At 71.1% G+C, this 22,145-nt stretch carries 17 protein-coding genes and 1 pseudogene; 11 read left to right on the top strand and 7 right to left on the bottom strand.

All coding sequences use genetic code 11. The annotated features are described in order from the left end of the window. The 3 genes from P8T65_RS41690 to P8T65_RS41680 all read right to left on the bottom strand — a co-directional run bounded on the left by P8T65_RS41690 (position 1) and on the right by P8T65_RS41680 (position 3,229). Positions 1-1,008: an iron chelate uptake ABC transporter family permease subunit gene (locus P8T65_RS41690; protein ID WP_316730640.1), complete on the bottom strand. Its 1,008-nt coding sequence runs from the start codon at positions 1,006-1,008 to the stop codon at positions 1-3. After that, on the bottom strand, positions 1,005-2,147 hold the full coding sequence (locus P8T65_RS41685) for a FecCD family ABC transporter permease (RefSeq protein ID WP_399103374.1): 1,143 nt from the start codon (positions 2,145-2,147) through the stop codon (positions 1,005-1,007). Before P8T65_RS41685 ends, P8T65_RS41690 begins: the two co-directional genes overlap by 4 nt. A 104-nt stretch (positions 2,148-2,251) precedes the next feature. Next, the gene (locus P8T65_RS41680; protein WP_316730639.1) at positions 2,252-3,229 is read right to left on the bottom strand and encodes an ABC transporter substrate-binding protein; all 978 of its coding nucleotides are present in this window, start codon (positions 3,227-3,229) and stop codon (positions 2,252-2,254) included. Positions 3,230-3,319: 90 nt separating this feature from the next. Here P8T65_RS41680 and P8T65_RS41675 point away from each other — a divergent pair, with 90 nt between their 5' ends. Together P8T65_RS41675 and P8T65_RS41670 are read left to right on the top strand one after the other, a co-directional pair. Next, positions 3,320-4,519, top strand: a complete 1,200-nt coding sequence (locus P8T65_RS41675; RefSeq protein ID WP_316730638.1) for a hypothetical protein — start codon at positions 3,320-3,322, stop codon at positions 4,517-4,519. A gap of 115 nt (positions 4,520-4,634) precedes the next feature. After that, a complete protein-coding gene (locus P8T65_RS41670) occupies positions 4,635-5,051 on the top strand; it encodes a class I SAM-dependent methyltransferase (protein ID WP_316730637.1) in 417 nt (138 codons plus the stop codon). Positions 5,052-5,066: 15 nt separating this feature from the next. On the opposite strand, the gene P8T65_RS41665 is transcribed toward P8T65_RS41670, so the two are convergent. Then, complete coding sequence (locus P8T65_RS41665) at positions 5,067-5,207, bottom strand: hypothetical protein (protein ID WP_316730636.1); 141 nt, start codon at positions 5,205-5,207, stop codon at positions 5,067-5,069. A gap of 145 nt (positions 5,208-5,352) precedes the next feature. On the opposite strand from P8T65_RS41665, the gene P8T65_RS41660 reads away from it, so the two are divergent. From P8T65_RS41660 to P8T65_RS41645, 4 genes and pseudogenes are all read left to right on the top strand, one after another. Continuing rightward, positions 5,353-6,861 carry a Y4yA family PLP-dependent enzyme gene (locus P8T65_RS41660; RefSeq protein WP_316730635.1) on the top strand — a complete coding sequence of 503 codons (1,509 nt, stop codon included), beginning with the start codon at positions 5,353-5,355 and terminating at the stop codon, positions 6,859-6,861. Beyond that, complete coding sequence (locus P8T65_RS41655; protein ID WP_316730634.1) at positions 6,858-8,201, top strand: pyridoxal-phosphate dependent enzyme; 1,344 nt, start codon at positions 6,858-6,860, stop codon at positions 8,199-8,201. The genes P8T65_RS41660 and P8T65_RS41655 overlap by 4 nt, the downstream gene beginning before the upstream one ends. Positions 8,202-8,205: 4 nt before the next feature. Further along, the gene (locus tag P8T65_RS41650; protein ID WP_316730633.1) at positions 8,206-9,411 is read left to right on the top strand and encodes an aminotransferase class V-fold PLP-dependent enzyme; all 1,206 of its coding nucleotides are present in this window, start codon (positions 8,206-8,208) and stop codon (positions 9,409-9,411) included. Between the two features lie 201 nt (positions 9,412-9,612). Beyond that, positions 9,613-10,104 (top strand): annotated as a pseudogene (locus P8T65_RS41645) (hypothetical protein); the annotation flags it as partial. 114 nt (positions 10,105-10,218) lie between these two features. Here P8T65_RS41645 and P8T65_RS41640 read toward each other — a convergent pair. Next, the gene (locus P8T65_RS41640) at positions 10,219-11,535 is read right to left on the bottom strand and encodes an RICIN domain-containing protein (protein WP_316730632.1); all 1,317 of its coding nucleotides are present in this window, start codon (positions 11,533-11,535) and stop codon (positions 10,219-10,221) included. A gap of 100 nt (positions 11,536-11,635) precedes the next feature. Continuing rightward, a complete protein-coding gene (locus P8T65_RS41635; RefSeq protein ID WP_316730631.1) occupies positions 11,636-13,063 on the bottom strand; it encodes an endo-1,4-beta-xylanase in 1,428 nt (475 codons plus the stop codon). Between the two features lie 768 nt (positions 13,064-13,831). On the opposite strand from P8T65_RS41635, the gene P8T65_RS41630 reads away from it, so the two are divergent. Beyond that, on the top strand, positions 13,832-15,307 hold the full coding sequence (locus P8T65_RS41630) for a non-reducing end alpha-L-arabinofuranosidase family hydrolase (protein WP_316730629.1): 1,476 nt from the start codon (positions 13,832-13,834) through the stop codon (positions 15,305-15,307). Between the two features lie 211 nt (positions 15,308-15,518). Here the strand turns inward: P8T65_RS41630 and P8T65_RS41625 are convergent, their stop codons facing one another. Then, positions 15,519-16,736: an acyl-CoA dehydrogenase family protein gene (locus P8T65_RS41625; protein WP_316730627.1), complete on the bottom strand. Its 1,218-nt coding sequence runs from the start codon at positions 16,734-16,736 to the stop codon at positions 15,519-15,521. 119 nt (positions 16,737-16,855) lie between these two features. On the opposite strand from P8T65_RS41625, the gene P8T65_RS41620 reads away from it, so the two are divergent. The 4 genes from P8T65_RS41620 to P8T65_RS41605 all read left to right on the top strand — a co-directional run bounded on the left by P8T65_RS41620 (position 16,856) and on the right by P8T65_RS41605 (position 22,140). Next, the gene (locus P8T65_RS41620; protein ID WP_316730625.1) at positions 16,856-17,692 is read left to right on the top strand and encodes an enoyl-CoA hydratase/isomerase family protein; all 837 of its coding nucleotides are present in this window, start codon (positions 16,856-16,858) and stop codon (positions 17,690-17,692) included. 109 nt (positions 17,693-17,801) lie between these two features. After that, the gene (locus P8T65_RS41615; protein ID WP_220650333.1) at positions 17,802-18,419 is read left to right on the top strand and encodes a hypothetical protein; all 618 of its coding nucleotides are present in this window, start codon (positions 17,802-17,804) and stop codon (positions 18,417-18,419) included. Beyond that, positions 18,416-21,025: a putative PEP-binding protein gene (locus P8T65_RS41610; protein WP_316730624.1), complete on the top strand. Its 2,610-nt coding sequence runs from the start codon at positions 18,416-18,418 to the stop codon at positions 21,023-21,025. Before P8T65_RS41615 ends, P8T65_RS41610 begins: the two co-directional genes overlap by 4 nt. Continuing rightward, the gene (locus P8T65_RS41605) at positions 21,022-22,140 is read left to right on the top strand and encodes an acyl-CoA dehydrogenase family protein (protein WP_316730623.1); all 1,119 of its coding nucleotides are present in this window, start codon (positions 21,022-21,024) and stop codon (positions 22,138-22,140) included. Before P8T65_RS41610 ends, P8T65_RS41605 begins: the two co-directional genes overlap by 4 nt. The last annotated feature ends 5 nt before the right edge of the window (positions 22,141-22,145 follow it).

The raw sequence follows: 22,145 nt of genomic DNA, 5'->3' as shown, positions 1-22,145 counted from the left end.
TCAGAACGTACGGCTCGGCGCGCGGCGCACGACGAGCAGCAGCAGGGCGGCCCCGAGGCAAGCGGTGAGGGCCCCGACCGGCAGCGTGAGCCGCCCGGAGTCCAGCGCGGCCGCCAGCAGCCGCGAGGACAACTGCGCCGTCGCGTCCGCCCCGCACACCACGGCCGCGCCCACGAGGGCGACCCCGGGCAGGGTCACCCTCAGGTCGGCGCCGAAGGCGGCCAGGGCGAGGTGCGGCACGAGCAGCCCGACGAATCCCAGCGCCCCCACGGCGGCCACCGCACCCGCTGTCAGCGCCACCGCGCACAGCAGGGCGAGTGCCCGGGCGCGGGCGGCGGACAGCCCGGCGGCGCGGGCGATGTCGTCCCCGCAGCGCAGCAGGGTCAGCGGCCCGGCCAGCAACCAGGCCGCGGCACCCCAGCCGAGCGCCCACGGCCACAACAGGTGCCAGTGCTGCCACACCCGGCCCTCCGTGGTGCCGACGAGCCACTGCACGACGCTGCCGAGTTCGCCCGGTGCGACGAGCAGCACCATGGCGGTGAGTCCGCCGAGCACCGCCGACACCAGCACCCCGTGCACGGCTGTCTGCGCGGGATCACCGCTGCCGCGTCCGGCGAGCAGCCACAGCAGCGCGGCACCGGCGCAGCCGCCCACGCACGCGGCGACGACCACGGCGAGGGGCGATTGCCACCCCGCGAGTCCGAGACCGGTCGCGGCGACGGCACCGAGCACGGCGCCCGGCGTCACACCCGTCACCTCGGGTCCGGCCAGCGGGTTGCGCAGCGCCGACTGCAGCACCAGGCCCGCCACACCGAGGCACGCCCCCGCGCCGAGGGCCACCAGGAGGCGGGGCAGCCGGAGTTGGAGCAGAATGTGCCGTTCCGTCGCATCACCGCCCCCGCCGAGGACGTCCCAGACCACGGCCGGGGAGATGCCGCGCCCGGCCACCAGTTCGACGCCGGCGCACACGACGGTGACTGCGCCGAGTACCGCGAAACGTCGGCTCACCGGACCTCCTCGGCCCCGGTCGCCTCACCGCGTGCGGCGGAAACACCGGAAGGGCTGTCGCTCCCCGGATCTCCTCGACGGACACATTCCCGGGCCCCCATGGAAGGCTCCTCCTCCGAAGGACTGGACGGCATGGCGTGAGCGCCCTGCGGCGCCGAGCCCGCGGCAGCGGTGCCCGCCGCCCGGCTCCGGGCCGTCGGCCTGCGGCTGCCCGACCGGAGCAGGGCGACCCCGGCGGGCACCCCGACCAGAGCCGTCCACGCGCCGACCGGCGTCTCCACGGGCGCCAGCGCAAGGCGGGCCGGGACATCGGCGACGACCACGACGACAGCGCCCCACGCGGCAGACCAGGGCAGCCAGCGCACCGCGTCCGCCGCGGGATGGAACCACCGCGCCAGGTGCGGAGCGAGGAACCCGACCCACGCCACCGGCCCGCACACGGCCGTCACGGGTGCGATCAGCACGACGGCGATGGCCAGCGCGGCCAACCGGGCCCGCTGGGCGCGCACACCCAGCGCCTCGGCGTCCTCGTCCCCGAGCCGCAACACCGAGAGCACCGGTGCGCACAGCACGAGCGCGGGGACCGCGACGAGCAGCCACGGCCACAGCCCGGTGACGTCGTCCCAGGTGCGGGCGGAGAGCGAGCCGAGCAGGTAGCGGTAGATCAGCTGGAGGTCGAGCTGGTCGGCCATCACCATCAGCACGAGCAGCGCGGCCTGCAACGCGGCGGCGACCGCGGCGCCGGTGAGCAGCACGGCGGACGGACTGCGCCCCAGCCCCGCGGCGAGCAGCGTGATCCCGCCGCCGAGCGCGGCACCGCCGATGGCCGGCAAGGGCTGGACAGCGGCAGGGAGGGACACCGACAGCACCAGTGGCGCGGCCACCCCGAGCGCGGCACCGGACGACACACCCAGCATCTCGGGAACGGCCAAGGGGTTGCGCAGCGCCTCCTGCAGCACGAGCCCCGCCGCACCCAGACAGGCCCCGGCGACAAGCGCCAGCACCAGCCGGGGCACCCGCAGCTCGGTGACGACGATCCCGGCGAGCGTGCTGTCCGCGTCCATCAGCGCACCGGGCAGCCGGTGCAGCGGGACATAGGGCGTGCCCAGGCTCAACGCGCAGGCCGAGGCGGCGACCAACAGGGTCACCACCACGGGCGGTTGCCATCCCCTTGCGAAGCGCACCGACCACCGAGGGCCCGATGTCGCGTCGCCTTCCGCGGTGTGCGTCGTGACGGGCGCTCTCACCGCAGTGCGGCCGTGGCCTCATCGAGGATGATGCCCAGCGAACGAGTACCGCGCCCCTTGGCCCACACCTCGGAGTTCACCTCGTGGACGTCGCCGTTCTTCACCGCCGGGATCTTGCCCCACAAGGGGTTCTTCGCCAGCTTCTCCGACAGCTTGCCGTCCGCCTCGCCGAAGCTCAGTGTCTCGACGAACAGCACGCCCACGTCCGCCGCGAGGATCTCTTCGAGGCTGTAACTGCCCTCCACTCCCCGGGACTTCCAAGGGTAGTCGGCGAGCTTCGGGAAGAGGCTGGCGCCCACGTCGGTCTCCGGGGTGGCGACGCCGAAGTTCTCGTCGCTGCCGTAGATGATGAGCGCGGTCTTGTCGCTCCTGGTCTTCTCGGCTTCGGCGAGCTTGGTGCGGAAGGCCTTCTCGGCCTTCTCGCCCTCGGCGGCACGGCCGGTCAGTGCGGCCACATCACGCAGGTAACCCACGCTGTCCTCCCACGTCTCGGGCTGCATGGGCCAGAACGTGGTGGCGTCCTTCAGGGCCGGGGCGAGCTTGCCGTGGGTGTCCTCCAGGCCGATCACGAGGTCGGGCTTGTGGGAGAGGATCACCTCCACCTCGGGCGCGATGAACCCACCGGGGATGACGTCGACCTTCTTCGCCTTCTCCTCCCCCAGGAAGTCGGGCTGGGCGAGGAGTGCGCTGTTGGTGGCCGTGGGGACGATGCCCAGCTCGGTCAGGATGTCGTCGCAGAGCGCGAACAGGCAGACGATGCGCTCGGGCTCCTTCTCGAGAGAGATCTTGACGCCGCCCGCGTCGGTCAACGCCCGTGTGGCCTTGATGGGTTCGACGGTGACGTCGGTCTTCGGACCGGCCGCGGCGGCCTTCTCACTCGCCGGTTCGGCGGACGATCCACACCCGACCAGCGCCGAGCCCACTAGCGCTGCGGTGATCCAGCTTCGGACGAATCTCGACGGTGAGCGCAGCATCGATGCCCTCGCTTCTTCTCATGGACCCGGGAACGCACCGAAGATACATGATAATCGTTTTCAATAGATCCGCTTTTCATGGAGGCCCCGATGACAGCCACGCTTGCCCTACTGCTCGTCTCCGACCACGTACAGGGATCCATTCACGTGCTGACCGTGCCGGACGGCACCGAGACGGGCCGCCTCACCGGCCGTCACCTCTCGGAACATGCCGGGTTCCTGGCACTGCCGGGCGGGCGAGCGGCCTGCGTCGACGACCGCAGGGGCGAGTTGCTGGTGCTCGATCCCTTCGGCGACGAGCTGGTGGAGACCGCGATCCCGGTCGCCGTGCCGGCCGAACACCTGGCCTGCGACCCGTCGGGCCGGTGGGTCGCCGTGACAACGGGCCTGGGCGAGAACGGCGAGCCGTGGTCGGACCTGCTGACGGTCGTCGACCTCACGACGGGAGACGCCGCGCGGGTACGCACGCGTGTCGGCGAACCGGGTGTGACGGTTCTGGGCCACGGTGATCCGCTGGTCGTCCTACGGCACCGGGAGCCCGGCACGGTGGCCGTCCACCGGTTCGCCGACCTGCTCGCGGCCCCGCCCGGCTGCCCTCCGGTCACGCCCCACGCGCACCTTCCGCTGCCGGACGACGGACACGGGGACGCTCAAGACCCGTACCTCGGGCACGTGTTCGCGGCCACGGGTGACGGCGTGCACAGGGCACGCCGCGAGGGCGACGCACTTGTCCCCGAGCAGACGATCCCCTGGGATTCACCTGCCCGGGGCTGGTACCTGCGACTCGACCCTCGACGACGGGCGCTGTGGTCGACGCTGCGGGGCGGCCTCGCGGACCCCCTGCGGTGGCCGGAATGGACCAACCAGGCATGGCTCCACGACCTGGAGACGAACCGCACCACTCTGACAGAACTCGGCCCCGGCCTGGTCTTCCGGCTGGCCCTCGCCCGACAGCACACCGCGTTCACCCGCATTCACCCGGACGGCGACGAACTGGTCCTCCTGGACGCCGACGACACCACCCGCCGCGTCCCACTTCCCGCCATGGACGGCGCACCCCGCCGCGGCGGCACCCCCTGGGAGGGCGTCCAGCGGCGCGCGGTGGCCGCCTCGCCGGGTTCCGACTGGGTCGCCGTCACTCGCGGCGGTCACGGTGAAGTCCACGTCTTCGACGCCCGAACCGGCAGTGAAACAGCCCGATTGAAACTGGACACCCCCCTGGGCCACGGCGGCCACATGATCCTTCGCACGCAGACCGACGGCGCCGAAGGCGATCCCGTGGGCCGCTGACAGCCAAGCTGCGCCTCGCGGCCGGCACGGGGCCGGCGAGCTCACGAGTCCATACCCTCACAATGGAATCCATTTTCATATAGCGTCGAAGGCTCCCACAGGAGAGGGAGCAGCCATGACAGAGCGCACCGCGCGCCTGGGCACGGTCCAGGAGACGCTTCTCATCCCCCTGTACGGGCGGGCCGTGGAGAGTCGCAAGCGCGACGCGGCCCTGCGCGGCCCTCGGGCCGAGGAGATCACGGCGTCGATCGACTACGACTTCACCCGCTTCGACAACCTGCCCAGCCTGATCGGCACCGTCCTGCGTACGAGCCTGTTCGACCGATGGGTGGCGGACTTCCTCGCCACCCATCACACCGGCACCGTGGTGGAGATCGGCACCGGGCTCAACACCCGCCACGAACGCGTCGACAACGGCCAGGCGCACTGGTTCGACCTCGACCTGCACGACGTGATCGAGCTGCGCCGCGCCTTCTTCGTGAACACCCCGCGCCGGACGATGATCGCCGCGTCGGTCACGGACGGGGCATGAACCTCGGCAGTGGCCTCACAGGCCGGCGGCCCGCACTTCTTCGCCGCCGAGGCCGTTCTGCCCTTCCTGACGGACGCAGAGGTACGGCACGTCGTGGACCTGCCGCCGGGCCCGCCGGGGCGGCTGGATGCGGAGCAGATGAGTCGCCGACCTCATCACAAAGGCAAGCCATGGCTTAAGTACACATGTAACGGGAAATGATGATCCCCGAACGGTCGTCCGAGCGGTTGCCGGTGCCCCCACTGCTGCGTCGCTCAACCGCCGGGAGCCGCAGCCGCCGGTGGACGGGGAGGGGCCTGTCGTGCGTGTGCCCTTGTATCTGCAACCACGATTGGAACCGCCGCTCAGCTCGTTACTGGACGACGTGCCCTTCCTCCACTCCCTCGTCGACGCGCTCGGCTCCCCGCTCGATGTGCTGCTGCCCGACCGCATCGCCAAGAACGCGGGCGATTTCCACAGTGTCTACCGCAAGCACCACCTCACCGGGCGGGTGTACTTCGCACACAAGGCAAACCAGTCCAGCTCCCTGGTACGCAGGTTGGCCGCGGCCGAACCCTCGGCGGTCGGCGTCGACGTCGCCTCCCTGGGTGAGCTGCGACACGTCCTGGGATGCGGCGTCACCCCGGACCGGATCATGGCCACCGGGCCCAAGGACCCGGAGTTCCTGTGGCTCGCCGCCCGTACCGGCGTCACCGTGAACATCGACTCGCCTGGCGAGCTCGAACAACTGGCCAGGCTCATACGAGATTTCTCCCTGCCCCGGGCCGATGTCCTACTGCGGCTGTCCGAGTTCGAGGCAGCCACCGGCCCCGGTGCCTCCGGGGTGAAGACGCTCTCGCGCCGCAGCCGCTTCGGCACACCGTTGCGGGAGGTGGGCCCTCTCCTCGACACGGTTGAACGGCACCAGGACACCGTCCGGCTGACCGGTGTCGCCTACCACCTGGACACGACCGGCCTGGCGGAGAAGGCGACCGCGCTGGAGCAATGTGTCGCCGTCATGGACGAGTGCCGCGCCCGCGGACTGGACCCGCGCGTCATCGACATCGGCGGCGGCTTCGGGGTCGGCTATCTCGCGGACGCCGGCCAGTGGGAGCGCTACACCACCGAGCTGGCGGGCGCGGTGCTGGGCACCCGCCCCGCCCTGACCTGGCGCGGACACGGCTACGGTCTGCGCAACGAAGGCGGCACGCTGCGCGGGGCGCCGGCGCTCTATCCGGCCCATCGCCCCACGGCCGGCCCCGGCTATCTCGACGAGCTCCTCTCCCACCCCGCCCCCTCCTCGGGCCGCCCACTCGGCGCCCTCCTCCTGGAACACCTCTACGACCTGTACTGCGAGCCGGGGCGGGCGCTCGTCGACCAGTGCGGGCTCTCGCTGGCGCGGGTGCTCGACGTGCGCCCTGCCGGCCCGGACTCCGGTGACCTCCTGGTGCGCCTCGGCATGAACGCCGGCGACGTGAGCCTGGAGGAGCACGGCGTCCTCGTCGATCCCGTCCTTCTCCCCCGCACCGGAACGGCCGCAACGGAAGACGTCGGCGCCGACGGGCCGGTGGGGGTCTACCTGGTCGGCAATCTGTGCCTGGAGGCCGACCTGATCACACGCAGAAAGGTGTTCCTGCCCCGGCTGCCACACGCCGGCGACCTGCTGGCGTTCGCCAACACCGCGGGCTACGCCATGGACTTCCACGCTCACCGAGCGCAGCGGCAGCCGACCGCCCGGACGGTCGCCGTCGTACGCGACGGGGACTCCTGGCGCTGGTGTCCGGACGAGGGGTACTGGCCGACCACACGGCCGAGAGGACCGGTGTCATGAGGTACGACAGCATCACGGAGGCAATCGGCAACACGCCGCTGGTACGCATCGATCCGGCCGTGCACGGCCTGCGCCGCATCGACCTGTACGCCAAACTGGAGATGCTCAACCCCTTCGGCTCGGTCAAGGACCGAGCCGCGTGGAACATGGCACGCCCCGGTCTGGCCGAGGCAGCGGAGCGCGGGGCGACCGTCGTGGAACTGTCGAGCGGCAACACCGCAAAGGCCCTGGCTCTGCTCGCGGGGATGCACGGGCTGCGCTTCAAGAGCGTCACCAACCGGATGCGGGTACCGGAGATCAAGGACCTGCTTCTGCTGCTGGGCGCGGAGATCGAGGAGTTGCCCGGGCAGAGCGAGTGCCTCGACCCGACCGACACCGAGGACCCGCTGACCCGCTTCCACCAGGCCCTCGCCGAGGACGGCAGCGCATATCTGCACACCGACCAGTACTTCAACCCGCGCAACACCGAAGCGCACGCGGCGGGCACCGGACCGGAGATCGTCAAGGACCTGGACGGACGGGCACCTGACTGGTTCATCGCGTGCGTGGGCACCGCCGGCTCGTCGACCGGGGTGGCCCGGGCGCTGCGCGAGCATGACCCCGGGGTACGCGTGGTAGGACTGGTCGCCCACAAGTCGGACTTCATCCCCGGCATCCGCACCATCGACGAGGTCCACCAGGTCGGACTCTTCGACCCGGCGACGTACGACACGATGGAGTCGGTGACCGCCGACCAGGCCATCGACGGCATGCTGACCCTGATCCGCCACTGCGGGCTGCTGGCCGGACCCACCGGAGGCGCCGCCTATCACGGCGCGGTACGACATCTGCGTGCCATGGACGCGGAGTTGGAAGAGTCCGGAACGGCCGATCGCCGGACGGCGGTCTTCATCGTCTGCGACCGGGCGGAAAGCTATCTGAGCTACGTACGGCAGCGCCGCCCCGAACTCCTGGGCCGGCCGCCCCAGAAGAACTCGGCGAGAGCGCTCACCGAAGCCGAGGTACAGGCGCGGGCACAGGTCGTCGACACCGACGACGCCTTGCGCTGGATCGCGGACGGGCGGCCCCGGCCGCTGGTGATCGACCTGCGCGGGCCGCGGGCGTTTGCCGCGCTGCACATCGACGGATCGGTCAACATCGTGGACGAACTGTTCGACGAACTCGTACGGGGCGGTCTACCGTTCAGCAAGCGACAGCCGGTGCTGCTGGCCTGCCCGGTCGGCGAGAAGTCCGCCCGCTACGCCGCGCTGCTGACCCGCATGGGCCATCCGGACGTGCGCAGCCTGTCCGGCGGCATCGTCGCCTGGCGGGACGCGGGCGCCCCACTGGTGCGGGACTGACCTCATGCTCCACGACGGACTCACCCATGAACTGCGGGAACTGGCAGACTGGCAGCGGGAACTGCGGGAACAGTTCCCCATCATCACTGGCCATCCGGAGCTGGTGTATCTGGACAGCGCGGCCACCTCGCAGAAGCCACGCGCCGTCCTCGCCGCCGCGCAGACGTATCTGACGACGGCCAACGCCAATGCCGGGCGAGGAACCTACCCGTGGGCCAACGGGACGACGGCGATGGTCGAACGCACCCGACAGCGCGTCAAGGTTTTCCTCGGCGACCCCGCCCCCGAGCGCTCCGGCGTCCACTTCACCAGCGGTACCACGGAGGGGCTGCGGGCTGTCGCCCGCGACTGGCTTGCCGACCAGCTGACCGACGGCGACGAGATCATCGTCCCCTTCGCCGACCACCAGGCGAACCTGGAACCCTGGCTGGAGACCCAGCGGCTGCTCGAACAGCGCGGCATCACCGTGCGCCTGCGCGCTCTGCCGTACCAGACGGCCTCCGGAGACTACGACCACCGGGCCCTGACCGGGATGGTCAACCCGCGCACCCGCTTCGTCGCCGCCACGCACATCCACCACGTCTACGGCGGCGACATGAACGTCCACCGCATCAGGGAGGCCGTCGGCCCCGACGTGCCGATCTGTCTCGACGCCGCCCAGAGCGTCGGTCATCGGCCCGTGTCCGTGGGCGAACTCGACGTGGACTTCGTGGTCTTCTCCGGGCACAAGGCACTGGCTCTGCCCGGCTCCGGATCCGTCTGGGCCCGCAACGCACGCGGGCCGCAGTTCCGGCCCGGCGGCTGGCACGGCACCCCCAACACCGTCGGCATCGCCACCCTTGAAGCCGCGCTCGACTGGTTGGACGCCGCGGGTACGGGCCGGATCGCGCGCTGGACCACCGCCCTCACCGCCCGGTTCACCGACCGGCTCCGCCACCTGACCTCCTACGAGATCCTGGGCTGCCAGGCAGGTCTGGCAGCCGACTCACCCGTGCAGCGGCGCCACGGCATCGTCACCTTCAGGCACCACGACATCCCCTCCGACGATCTCGGGTTCATCCTGTTCAGCCATGGATTCATGGTGCGGGCGGACAGCCTGTGCCAGGCCGGCGCGGACCCCCGGGACGGTGCGGTGCGCATCAGCCTCCACGTCTACAACACGGCGAAGGAGGTCGACTGCCTGCTGTCCGTCCTCGGATCGTTGGACTGAAACACAAATGGAAACCGTTTCCATCTGTAGATTGGGGAACAGCACTGATAGGTGAGAAACGGAAGAGGCGCACGAACCGATGGGCGTAAGAAGCTGTTGTCGTTCCGAATCTGAGGGCGATGTTTTCGCTGGTCAGGCATAGGGTCGGCGATTCGGTGGGAGTGGTGGCGTGTCGTGTCGTCGCTCCCCGGGAGGTCGCGGATGCCGTCGGTGGCCGGACTGCTGGAACAGCACGAGCTCGCTGCTCGTCGTCGTGTCGAGGGGTTGCGTGAGGAAGCCGATCGCATCCAGGCCGAGCTGGCCGCGGCCGAGGAGGAATGGCAGGAGTGGGCGATCGCCCGCAGGCGAGTGGGCACGGTCCTGGCTCCGGACGGCGGCAGCATCGCCGTAGAGGAGGTCGTCCCCGGCCCGGTCGCGGGCTCGACGTCCCGGCAGGCGGCGAGGGCGAGGTCGCAGGTGCCGGTGTGGCGTGAGGGGCTGGCCTGGTCGGTGCTGTCGGTGAACTACCAGCGCATCCTTGGGGCGCTCGCCGACCGGGACCGGCTCCATCAAGGGCCGCTGACCTGCCAGGAGTTGGCCGTGTTGGTCGATCAGCTCACAGTGCCGGCCAAGGTGGAGGCGTTGCGGTCGAAGGCGAAGCGTCTGGTCGCGCGCGGCTGGCTGGCCGAGCTGCAGCCAGGCCAGTCGGGGCCTCCGCACAACTGCACCAGCTCTTCGAGGGCCGTCGCAGTGGGACAGACTGAGTGGGACAGACGTCGACGGGGTGGAGCCAGGTTCATCCTGGCTCCACCCCATGGTGCGGGCGTGTCACTGGAACTGTGCGAAGAACCTCCAGATCTCTGCCTTGGTCCAGGTGGTGACGCCGCTTTCGTTGGTGGAACCGTCGACCGGACCGGGTATGTGGCCTCCGTCGAACGCGGCCCATTGGACCGGGTATCCGGCACGGCAGCCCGAGTAGGTGGTGGTGATGTGCGTTCGGCTGCCCGGCGCGGGCTCGCGCGGGCTCTGGGAGGTGCAGCCGTTGTTCCTGACGAACGTGTCGCGCAGGGACCGTCCTTGCCCGATGTTGAGGACGGAGTCGCTGATGCCGTGGATTCCGAAGTAGGCGATGGGCTGGGTGCCGCCGCTGCACCCGCTGATCTGGGCGCCGGAGATGACCGCGACAGCCCTGAAGACGTTCGCCCGGCTGCATGCGAGTGCGTAGCTCATGCCGCCGCCCCAGCTGAATCCCGTGGCGAAGCGCTGTGCCGGGTTGACACAGAGGCCGCCCTCGATCCGCCGGATCATGTCGTCGACGAAGGTGATGTCCTCACCGCCGGAATTGGCCCAGCCGTTGCCGAGGCCCTGGGGGGCGACGAGGATCGCGCCGTTGTTGGACTGTTCCTGTTGGCCGTAGTAGGACCAGGCGCTCCCGCTCGTGCCGCCCGAGGCGACGTCGCCGGCGGTTCCGCCCCGCCAGTGGAACGCGAAGATCAGCCGGTAGGGGCGGCTGTTGTCGTAGTTGGCGGGAACCCTGAGGATGAAGCTGCGGCTCTTGCCGCCGCTCTGAATCGTGTGCGTACCGCTCGTCAGAGTCGGGGCGCTGCCGCATCCGCCGCCACCACCGCCGCCACCACCGGACGACAGCTTGACCATCTGCCATTGCTGGTTGGCGCCGCCCCAGTCGGTGTACTGGACGACGTTGCCGCCGTCTGCGGTGGAGGCGCCCTGCACCTCCACCGCCTTGCTGCTGGTGCGGTTGATCAGCCGGACATGGCCCCCGTCGGAGTCGGCCAGGCGGAACTGCTGGTTGGCCCCGTTGTGGTCGGCCCACTGCTGGATCGCGGCGCCGTCCGCGGTCGAGGCGCCGGCCACGTCGAGAACCTTGCCCGAATGCCGGGCCTTGAGGCGGTAGAAGCCGCCGCCGGAGTCCACGAACTGCCACTGCTGGTTGGCGGCTGCGTCGTTACGCGTCCACTGGGTGACCCGCGCGCCGTCGGCGGTGGACGTGCCGGAGACGTCCAGCGCCTTGCCGCTGTTGCGATTGACCAGGGCGTACCAGGCATTGGGGTCCACCGTCGCCGCCTCGGCGGGCGCCGGATTCACCGCGGCCAGCATGCCGATCGCGAGGGTCGCCGCCACCACGGCCGCGACCCGGGACCACCAACGATGTCTGTGTGGAGGGGCGGGGGAAGCCGCACCGGAGGTCTTCATCGAATCGCCCTTTCGTCCGTGGCAGGCCCCATCAGGTGCGGGTCCAGCGTTGGTTGCCGCTGTTCGAGCAGGAGTTGAGCTGGATCTGGGTGCCGTTGGCGGTGCCGCCCGAGGCGGCCTCGAGGCACAGCCCGGACTGGACGCCGACGATGGTCCCGTCGGAGTTCAGGCGCCACTTCTGGTTGTCGCCACCCCAGCAGGAGTAGATCTGCACTTTGGTGCCGTTGCCGGTACCGGCGGCGTCCAGGCACTTGTTGCCGTAGACCCGCAGTTCGCCGGAGCTGCTGGGCGCCCACTGCTGGTTGGTGCCGCTGTGGCAGTCCCAGAGCTGGAGCTGGGTGCCGTCGGCAGTGGAGGCGCCGGGCACGTCGAGGCAGCGGCCGGAGCTCACGCCCTTGACTTGACCGGAACCCGGAGCGGGCGTGTTGGAGCCGCCGTTGAGAGCGTTGAGGACCGAGGTGTAGGCGGGCTTCTTGCTGCCGTCGGAGTTGAACAGCAGCGGCGTGTGCTGCGGCCGCCAGGAGTCGGAGTCGCGCACACCCCAGACGGTGATGCCGAGGCAACGCGGCACGGCCAGGCAGTCGTTGGTCACGTTGGCGTAGGTCGTTCCCGAGGCGCCCTGGATGTCGAGTTCGGTGATGGCCACGTCGACGCCGAGAGCCGCGAAACTCTGCAGGGTGGTGCGGAAGTTGCTGTTGTAGGGGCTGTCGTTGTTGAAGTGCGCCTGGAAGCCGACGCAGTCGATCGGCACGCCGCGCTGCTTGAAGTCCCGGACCATGTTGTACATGGCCTGGGTCTTGGCCCAGGTCCAGTTCTCGACGTTGTAGTCGTTGTAGCAGAGCTTGGCTGCCGGGTCGGCGGCGCGCGCGGTGCGGAAGGCGACCTCGATCCAGTCGTTGCCGGTCCGTTGGAGGTTGGAGTCGCGCCGGGCTCCCGAATTGCCGTCGGCGAAGGCCTCGTTCACGACGTCCCACTGGGCGATCTTGCCCTTGTAGTGGCCCATCACGCCGTTGATGTGGCCGATCATCGCCTGGCGCAGGTTGCTGCCGCTGAGGCTCTGCATCCAGCCGGGCTGCTGGGAGTGCCAGGCCAGGGTGTGCCCGCGCACCTGCTTGCCGTTCTGCACAGCCCAGTTGTAGACGCGGTCACCGGCGGTGAAGTTGAACTGGCCCCGCTGTGGTTCGGTGGCGTCGATCTTCATCTCGTTCTCGGCCGTCACCGAGTTGAACTCGCGGTTCGCGATCGACGTGTACGTCGAGTCACCCAGTCTGCCGGAGGCGATGGCGGTGCCGAAGTAGCGGCCGCTCTGCGCCGCCGCGGCGCCCAGCGTGCTCTCGGCGGCGTGTGCGGGCGGCGGGACCAGCGCGGCGACCGTACCGAGGACGCCGGCGACGAACGCCAGCTGCAGGCCGCGGATCTTCCGGCGGACCTGGTGTCTGGGAAGGGCGTACAAGCCCATGGCTCTCCTCCAAAGCGGCTGTCACGGATATGCGCGGATAGGGCGGGAGCTCGGGGAAGCGGCGGTCGTGCCTTCGCGGCGGACCTGTGGGGCGGGCCGGAACCCGCGCAGCACGGACCTCACCGGCAGCCGCGGTGCCGGGACGGCGCCCGGTCCGCCGTCGGGTGGGGCACGGCGGGGCAGCGCTGTGGCGCGGGCACTTCATCGCGGTTCAGCGGTGGGTGTCACGTATGAAGGGCCCGGATGCCCTGGTGCGAGCCTCGCCGGGACGGAACGGGGTGGTGCGGGTGGCGCCATGCGCTGATCTGTGGGGGGTGTGGTTCTTGCGTGCGGCCACTGGTGAGCCCGGGGTCGAGACGGTTCGGCATCTCGAACTGCGTCCGGTCGCCCAGAGAGGGATGATTGAGGGATTGACGGTGGATCGTCAATACTCGGTAACGAGAAAGTTTCCGCTCATTGTCCGCAACTTTCGGTTGCGATCACCGGGCCAGTCGGCCCTTCGCCGCTCAGTGCGGCCTTCGCCAGGGCGAGCGGTGCCGTGGACATCCGGGGCGATCCCTTTCGGAGCGTCGACCCGTGCCGCCCGAAACAGAGGATCGGTTTGTGGTCAGATCGGCGACAGGGGTTGACCGGAGGGCTTTGCATTCCTAGCTTGTGCCGACAAGGTTCGGGAATAGCTTCGAATGTTTCGAAACTCTCTTGCCTTCGATACGGCCGCTCCGCGGTTCATCGGCGTCACCTCACCCCGCCCCTAAGGAGGCCCCCCTGATGCGGTTTCGCCGCCCCTCCCCGGTCCCTGTGAGACGCTTATTCGCTGCTCTCGCGCCTCTGCTGCTGGTGGTCACCTTCCTCGGCGCCCAGCCCGCGAGCGCGGCGACCGTCGACCCCAACGCCTCGTACGTGCTGGTCAACCGCAACAGTGGCAAGGCCCTGGACGTATACAACATGGCGACCAGTGACGGCGCCCGCATCACCCAGTGGACCAGAAACGATCAGAGCCAGCAGCAGTGGCAGTTCGTCGATGCCGGGAGCGGCTACTACCGCATCAAGTCCCGCCACTCGGGCAAGGTGCTGGACCTCTACAACTGGTCCACTTCCAACGGCGGCTCGATCGTCCAGTGGACCGACCTGAACGCCGCCAACCAGCAGTGGCGGCTGGCCGACAGCTCGGACGGCTACGTCCGGCTCATCTCGCGCCACAGCAACAAGGCCCTCGAAGTGCAGGGCTCCTCCACCGCGGACAACGCCAACATCGTCCAGTACGACGACTGGGGCGGCACCAACCAGCAGTGGCAGCTCGTCAAGGTCGGTGCCGGCACCCCCGGCCAGTGCGACCTTCCGTCGTCGTACCGCTGGTCGTCGACGGGCGCGCTGGCCCAGCCCAAGGCCGGGTGGGCCTCACTCAAGGACTTCACCGTCGCCCCCTACAACGGCAAGCAGCTCGTCTATGCGACGACACACGGCGCCGCGGGAACGGGAAGGGCCTGGGGCTCGATGAACTTCACCCCGTTCACCAACTGGTCGGAGATGGCCTCGGCCAGCCAGAACACGATGTCGACTTCCACCGTCGCACCCACGCTCTTCTACTTCGCGCCGAAGAACATCTGGGTGCTCGCCTACCAGTGGGGCAGGACCGCCTTCTCCTACCGGACGTCGAGCGACCCGACCAACCCCAACGGCTGGTCCGCCGAGCAGCCGCTCTTCACCGGAAGCATCTCCGGCTCCGGAACCGGCCCCATCGACCAGACGCTCATCGCCGACGGGACGAACATGTACCTGTTCTTCGCCGGCGACAACGGCAAGATCTACCGGGCCAGTATGCCGATCGGGAACTTCCCGGGCAGCTTCGGATCCTCGTACACGACGATCATGAGCGACACGACGAACAACCTGTTCGAGGCCCCGCAGGTCTACAAGCTCCAGGGCCAGAACCGCTACCTCATGATCGTCGAGGCGATCGGCTCGCAGGGCCGGTACTTCCGCTCGTTCACGGCCACCAGTCTGAACGGCTCCTGGACACCCCAGGCCGCGACCGAGAGCAACCCCTTCGCCGGCAAGGCCAACAGTGGCGCCACCTGGACCAACGACATCAGCCATGGCGAACTGATCCGCACCAGCGCCGACCAGACCATGACCGTCGATCCCTGCAATCTGCAGTTGCTCTACCAGGGGCGCAACCCCAACTCCGGCGGCGACTACGGCCTCCTGCCCTACCGTCCGGGTCTGCTGACACTGCAGCGCTGACGGCGTGACACGAGTCCGGCTCCGGGAGGAGGGAGCCGGCGTGGCGGGCTCGGTGGAAGGCCGAGCCCGCCCGGGTCACGCGACCACGTCAGCGCTCCAGGCGCACCGGGTCACCTGGTGCGCCACGGCGGACGAGCCGGGCTTCGGTGATGCGGGGAAACATCACCTCGGTCGACCGGGCAAAGCTCCCGTCAGGCGCCCCGCGGCACGGTCAGCCGTCGGCGGTGGTCGGGCGTGGCTGTCGGTAGGGCCGTACCGCGCGGCGCGCGATGGCGAAACGGTGGGTCTCCGAGGGGCCGTCGTAGATCCGGAACGGCCGGACCTCCCTGTAGAGGCGGGCCAGCGGGGCGTCGGCGGCCGAGATGCCGAGCGCTCCGCAGATCTGCACCGCCCGGTCCACCACCCGGTTCACCGCCTCCGCCACGAAGGTCTTGGACACCGAGGTCAGCTGAGAGGCGGCGGCGGAGCCGGTGTCCAGTTCCCAGGCGGTGCGCAGGATCAGTGCGCGGCTCGCCTCGATGTCGATCTCGGAGTCGGCCAGCATCTGCTGGACCATGCCGAGGTCTCCCAGCGCCGAGCCGAAGGCCATCCGGCTGCCCGCCCGCTCCAGTGCGACGTCCTGGGCGCGGCGGGCGGCTCCCAGCCAGCGCATGCAGTGGGTCATCCGGGCGGGTCCGAGCCGGACCTGGGCGCCTTCGAAGCCGCGGTCCACCGCGCCGAGCACCTGGTCCTCCCCCACCACGCAGTCCTCGAAGAGGATCTCGCTGTGTCCGGCGAAGAGCGACTCGTCCAGGGTCTCGATGGACCGGACGAGACGCATGCCGGGGGTGTCCGCGTCGACCAGGAACATGGTGGCGCCGCCCGGGTCGCCGGGGCTGCCGGAGGTCCGGGCCATGACGATGGCGAAGTCGGCGCCGTGGGCACCGGTGATGAACCATTTGCGCCCGTCGATGCGCCAGCCGCCGGGCACCCGGGTCGCGGTGGTCCGCAGGGCGCGGGGATCGGCGCCGGCTCCCGGAGCGGGTTCGGTCATGGCGAAGCAGGAGCGGGTCTCGCCCGCGGCGAGCGGAGCCAGATACCTCTGCTTCTGCTCGTCGGTGGCCACCTTCTCCAACAGGTGCATGTTGCCCTCGTCGGGGGCCGCGCAGTTCAGCGCCAGCGGTCCGAGCAGCGAGTAGCCCGCCGCTTCGAACACCACTGCCTGGCCGCGCAGGTCGAGCCCGTGTCCGCCCCAGCGCGTGGGTACGTGCGGAGCGAACACTCCCGCCTCCCGGGCGGCTTTCTGCAGAGTTTCGCGCAGTGCCTCGGGGGCGTCGTGCACGGACCCGCCGCACTCGCGCTCGGCCGGAATGACGACCTCGCGCACGAACTCGGCGGTGGACGCGGCGAGATGCGCGACAGCCGGATCGATATCGAACTGGATGGGCACGTGGCCTCCCGCCGACGGGCGTACGGGCATCGGTGCCCGCCGCGTCCTGGAAACTGTATAGCGTCTTCAGTATCTTGCCGGGAAGCACCCGGCGACGGGAAGACGGCAGGAGAAGCGTGATGAGCGTCCCAGCGAGTACCGAGCCGGTCCGGATCGTCCGGCACCCCGACGGGGTCGTGGAGTTGAGGCTGGACGATCCCGGCCGGGGAAACGCCCTGGATCTGGGGACGGCCGAGGCGCTGCGGGACACGGCCGCCGAGGTGGCCGCGGACCCGGGCGGCGCGGTCCTGCTGCGGTCGACGGGCGGCAGCTTCTGCGTGGGCGGTGACCTGCGCGCCTTCGCCGGTCTCGGTGCGGGGACCGGCGCCTACGTGCACGCCGTGGCGAGCGCCGCGCACGCCGCGATACAGGCCCTGTACGAACTGCCGGTGCCGCTGGTGACGGCGGTGCGCGGAGCGGCCGCGGGCGGGGGGATCGGCCTCGCCGTGGTGGGTGACATCGTTCTGGCGGCTCGCTCGGCACGGTTCCGGCTGGCGTACACGGCGATCGGACTCACACCGGACTGCGGGGCCTCGTGGCTCCTGCCACGGCTGCTGGGCCCCCGCAGGGCGGCGGACCTGATCCTGACCAATCGCGTCCTGACCGGCGACGACGCCGAACTCTGGGGCCTGGTCTCCCGGTCGGTGGACGACGGGGAACTGGACGACGCGGCGCATCGGATCGCGGCCGATCTGGCCGCCGGCGCCGGGGACGCGCTGCGGGCCTCGAAGGGCCTGTTGCGCGTCGGCACCGGCGAGGAGCTGCGCCGCCACCTCGCCGAGGAGGCAAGGCTGATCGCCGCCCTCGCCGACGGCCGTCAGGCGCAGGACCGCATGGCGGCGTTCCTCGCCGCGGGCAGCCGCCCGAAGGCCGCTGACGGCCGGGCCGGGACCAGGCAAGCGGAAAGTGTTTCTTGAGTCCCTCTTCACTAACGGGCCCGCCGGGGCGTAACCTCCGGGCAACACAGGACCGAGGAACCGGTCACCACAGAACCGGGGAAATGGTGTGGCGATGCAATCTGCTGCCGTGGACGTTCCGGACGCATTCGACGAGACCCTCACCGAAGGCGCCGTCGACCTCGTTCTGCGCGGTATGTGGCGTGGCCGGCCGGAGTCCGAGCACCGCCCGCTGGTCGACGCCGGACTGGCGATGGTGAAGGGGCCGGTGGTGCTGCCGACCGAGCGCGCCAAGACCGTCGCCGCGCGGATCCTGCGGGTCCCCCCGGGCTCCGAGCAGGAGGGCCGGATCACCGCGGCGTACGAGGCGTTCCTGCCGGTCAACCGCAAGATCCGCGACGTCTGCACGGCCTGGCAGTGCCGCCCCGACGGCTCGGTCAACGACCACTCCGACGAGGTGTACGACGCCGGGGTGCGCGAGTCGCTGGAAGACGTGCACGAGGCGATCCAGCCCGTGCTGCGCAGGCTGGACCCGGTGCTCGCCGGCAGCGGACGGTACCTGACGGCCCTGGAGGAGGCCCTCGACCGCTTCGACGACGGCGCGCCGCAGTGGCTGGCCTCGCCGCTGTGCGACTCGTACCACACCGTGTGGATGCGGCTGCACCAGGAGCTGCTGCTCGTCCTGGGCATCAGCAGGGCCGAGGACGAGGCTCTCGAAGAGGAGCTTGTCACAAGGAGCAGAGGGTGAGCGTCACCGACCGCGAAGTAGGGCCGCTCGCACAGTCCCGGATGTCCGTCGCGCCGTCCGGAACCCCCGGCCGGCTCATGGTGCCCTACGGACAGGGACGCACCCGGGGCCTCGAAGCCGACGAACTGGGCGCGCACGGGGCGGCGGTGGACGGCCTGGTGGCCCTCGGTCTGCCGGTCGTGCCGGGGCTCACCGTGCCCGCCGGCGCCGCCGCGTCGCTGTGCGATCCCGACACCGCCCAGGCCGCCGTGGACCTGGTCGAACAGCTCTCGGGCCGGCGTATCGAGGACGCGGCCCGGCCGCTGCTGCTGCGCCTGTCGGCGAGCGCGCCGACCGAGATCGCCGGACTGCCGCCCGACCTGGCCTGTCTCGGCGTCACTCCCGCCCGTGCCGACGACCTGTGCGCCCTCATCGGGCGTGCGGACGCGCTGTACGAGGTGTGGGCCGCCACCGTACGCATGATCGCCGAGTACGCCCTGGACGTGCCCGGCGCGGTGCTCGACGACGCCCTCCTGGACACGCCGACGCCACGGGTACGGGTGGAGGCACTGCTGTCGCTGACGGCGGAACACGGCTCCGGCCCCTTCCCCGACGAGCCGGCGCAGCAGCTCGCGCTGGCCGCCCGTGCCCTCCTCGCCCGGTGGGACTCGCCGCGTGCGAGAAGATCCCGCCGCGCCCAGCGGCTCCCCGCCGACCTGGCCGTCGCCCTGCATGTCCAGGCCCTGCGCATCGGCCCGGCCGACCACTCCGGCTACGGCACGGCGACCAGCCGCGACCCCGAGACCGGGCGTCTCTCCCCGCAGGGCTCCTTCTTCCGAGGAGTGCGCCGCAGCGCCCCGCCGCCGAACACCGGAGAACCACTGGACCGGCTCGCGGGTGGCACCGCACTCCTTGAGCACTCCCTGCTCACCCTGGAGCGGCATCTGCGCGCGCCGGTGTCGGTCGACTTCGAGGTGCGCGACGACGAGATCTCCCTGCTCGCCGCCTCGCCGCAATCCCGCCCGCCGCTCCGGGCCTCGGTGTGCCTGGCCACGGACCTGGCCCGGGACGGGGCGCTCGGCCGCGAGGAGGCCGTCCGGCGGATCACGCCCGCGCAGGTGCAGGAACTGCTGCACCCCCAACTACGGCTGACCGGTGGGGAGGAGCTCCTGGCGAAGGGGCTGCCCGCGTCCCCGGGGGCGGCGACCGGCGCGGTCGTGCTGTCCAGTGAACGTGCCCTCGAACTGGCCGCGGACGGCACGCGGGTCGTGCTCGTGGCCGGTGAGACGACCCCGGCGGACGTCCCCGGGATGCTGGTCTCCGCCGCCGTGCTGACCGGCAGTGGCGGTATCGCCTCGCATGCCGCCGTCGTGGCGCGGGGAGCCGGCACGCCCGCGGTGTGCGGCGCGGAGGGGCTGCGCGTGGACCTCGCCGCCGGGACGGTCCGCATCGGGGAGCGGGTACTGCGTGAGGGCGACCCGATCTCGCTGGACGGCCGCAGCGGCGCCGTGTACGCGGGGACGCTGCGAGTCAGTGTGGCCGGACCGCCACCCGAACTGTCCACCTTGCTGGAGTGGGCGGACGGCATGCGCCGACTGGGCGTGCGGGTCAACGCCGACACGGCCGCCGAGGTGGACACGGCCCTGGCCCTGGGCGCGGAGGGTGTGGGGCTGTGCCGTACGGAGCACCAGTTCCTCGGCGAGCGGCTGCCGCTGATCAGGCGAGTGCTCCTGGCCGCCGACCCGGCCGCCCGCGACGAGGCGCTGACGGCGCTGGAGCGCGCCCAGCACGAGGACTTCCGCGCGCTGCTGGCCGCGGTCGGGAACCGCCCGGTGACCGTGCGCCTGCTGGATGCCCCGCTGCACGAGTTCCTGCCCGCCCCCGGGCAGGCCCTGGACGCGGCCGAGGAGCAGCGGGCCGCCGCGCTGCGCGAGGCGAACCCGATGCTCGGGCTGCGCGGTGTGCGGCTGGCACTGCTGCACGAGAGGCTCTACCCGGCGCAGGCCGAGGCCCTCTTCGCCGCCTGGGCGGATGTCGCCGCCACCGGGGTCCGGCCGGAGCTGGAGGTGATGATCCCGCTCGTCAGCCTGCCGGAGGAACTGGCGGCCGCCGCCGCGTACGTACGGGATGCCGCCGACACGGTCGCCGCCCGCACCGGGGTGCGGGTCCCGTACCGGCTCGGCACGATGATCGAGACTCCGCGCGCCGCACTCCTGGCCGGTGAACTCGCCGAGCACGCCGAGTTCTTCTCCTTCGGCACCAACGACCTCACGCAGCTCACCTACGGGTTCTCCCGGGACGACGTCGAACGGCAGGTGCTCGTGTCGTACCAGGAACGCGGGCTCCTGACCGCCAGCCCGTTCGCGCGGCTCGACCCGCACGGGGTGGGGGCCCTGATCCGCCTGGCCGCCGAGCAGGCACGGGACGTGCGGCCCGGTATCAAGCTTGGCGTGTGCGGTGAGCACGGTGGGGATCCGGAGTCGATCGCGTTCTGCGACGACCTCGGCCTCGACTACGTCTCCTGTTCCGCGCACCGCGTGCCGGTGGCCCGGATGGCGGCCGCGCACAGTGCCCTGGGCCGACGGCAGGACGCCGAGCGGCGCGACGAGAGCGGGAGCACACGATGACGAGCACCATGACCGAGACCACGGCCCTGTCGGAGACCGAGCTGGCGGACCTGCGCGAGACCGTTCGCTCGGTGTGCGCGGATACCGGCGGCACCGCCGCGGTACGCCGGCTGTCCGAGGACGCGCCCGGCATCGACGCCGAGTTGTGGGACACCCTCGGCCGACAGGTCGGCCTCGCGGCCCTCGGCCTGCCCGAGTCGGCCGGAGGCATCGGCGGCCTCGCCGAGATCGCCGCCGTCTGCGAGGAGTTGGGCAGGACACTGGCACCCGTACCGCTGCTGTCCTCCACCGTGCTGGCCGGGCAGGTGCTGGCCGGCTGCGGCACCGCCGACGAGGCGTCGGCCGCGCTGGCCGAGGGCACCGTGCACGCGCTGGCGGTGGCCGCGCCCGACGGGGCGTGGCGGGCGGACGCCGTGCCGGTGGCCGTCTCCTGGCGGGGCGGCGTCCCGCTGCTGGACGGCACCGCGCCGTTCGTCCTCGACGGCGCCGACGCCGAGGCGCTGGTGGTGGCCGCGGCCGGGCCCGACGGTGTGGACGTGTTCCTGGCCGACCCGCGTGAGCCGGGAGTCACCGTGCGCCGGGTGCCCACTCTGGACCTCAGCCGGGGCCAGGCGGTGATCACCTTCTCCGCTGCCCGGGCACGGCCGCTGACCGTCGGCGGCGAGGGGGCGGACATCGTCTCCCGCGCCCTGGACGTGGCCCTGGTGGCTCTGGCCGCCGAGCAACTGGGCGGAGCGCAGGCCGCCTTGGACATGACGGTGGCCCATGTGCGCGAGCGGACCCAGTTCGGCAGGGCGATCGGCGGCTTCCAGGCCGTCAAGCACGCCTGCGCCGACATGCTGCTCCAGGTCGAGGCCGCCCGGTCCGCCGTGGTCCGCGCGGTCCGGGCGGACGGATCGCCGGTGGCGCTGGCCGAGGCGGCAGCAGTGGCACAGGCGTGGTGCGGCGAGGCGTTCGTCTCCGTCGCCGCCGAGTGCGTGCAGTTCCACGGCGGGATGGGCTTCACCTGGGAGCACGACGCGCACCTGTACTTCCGGCGCGCCCAGTCGGACGCGGTCCTGCTGGGCGGCGCCGCACACCATCGGGAACGGCTGGCCGGGCTGCTCGGCTGGTGACATGG

This window comes from Streptomyces sp. 11x1, assembly GCF_032598905.1.
In the GTDB taxonomy this organism is placed as follows: domain Bacteria; phylum Actinomycetota; class Actinomycetes; order Streptomycetales; family Streptomycetaceae; genus Streptomyces.
This window is presented reverse-complemented; position numbering and strand designations above follow the sequence as displayed.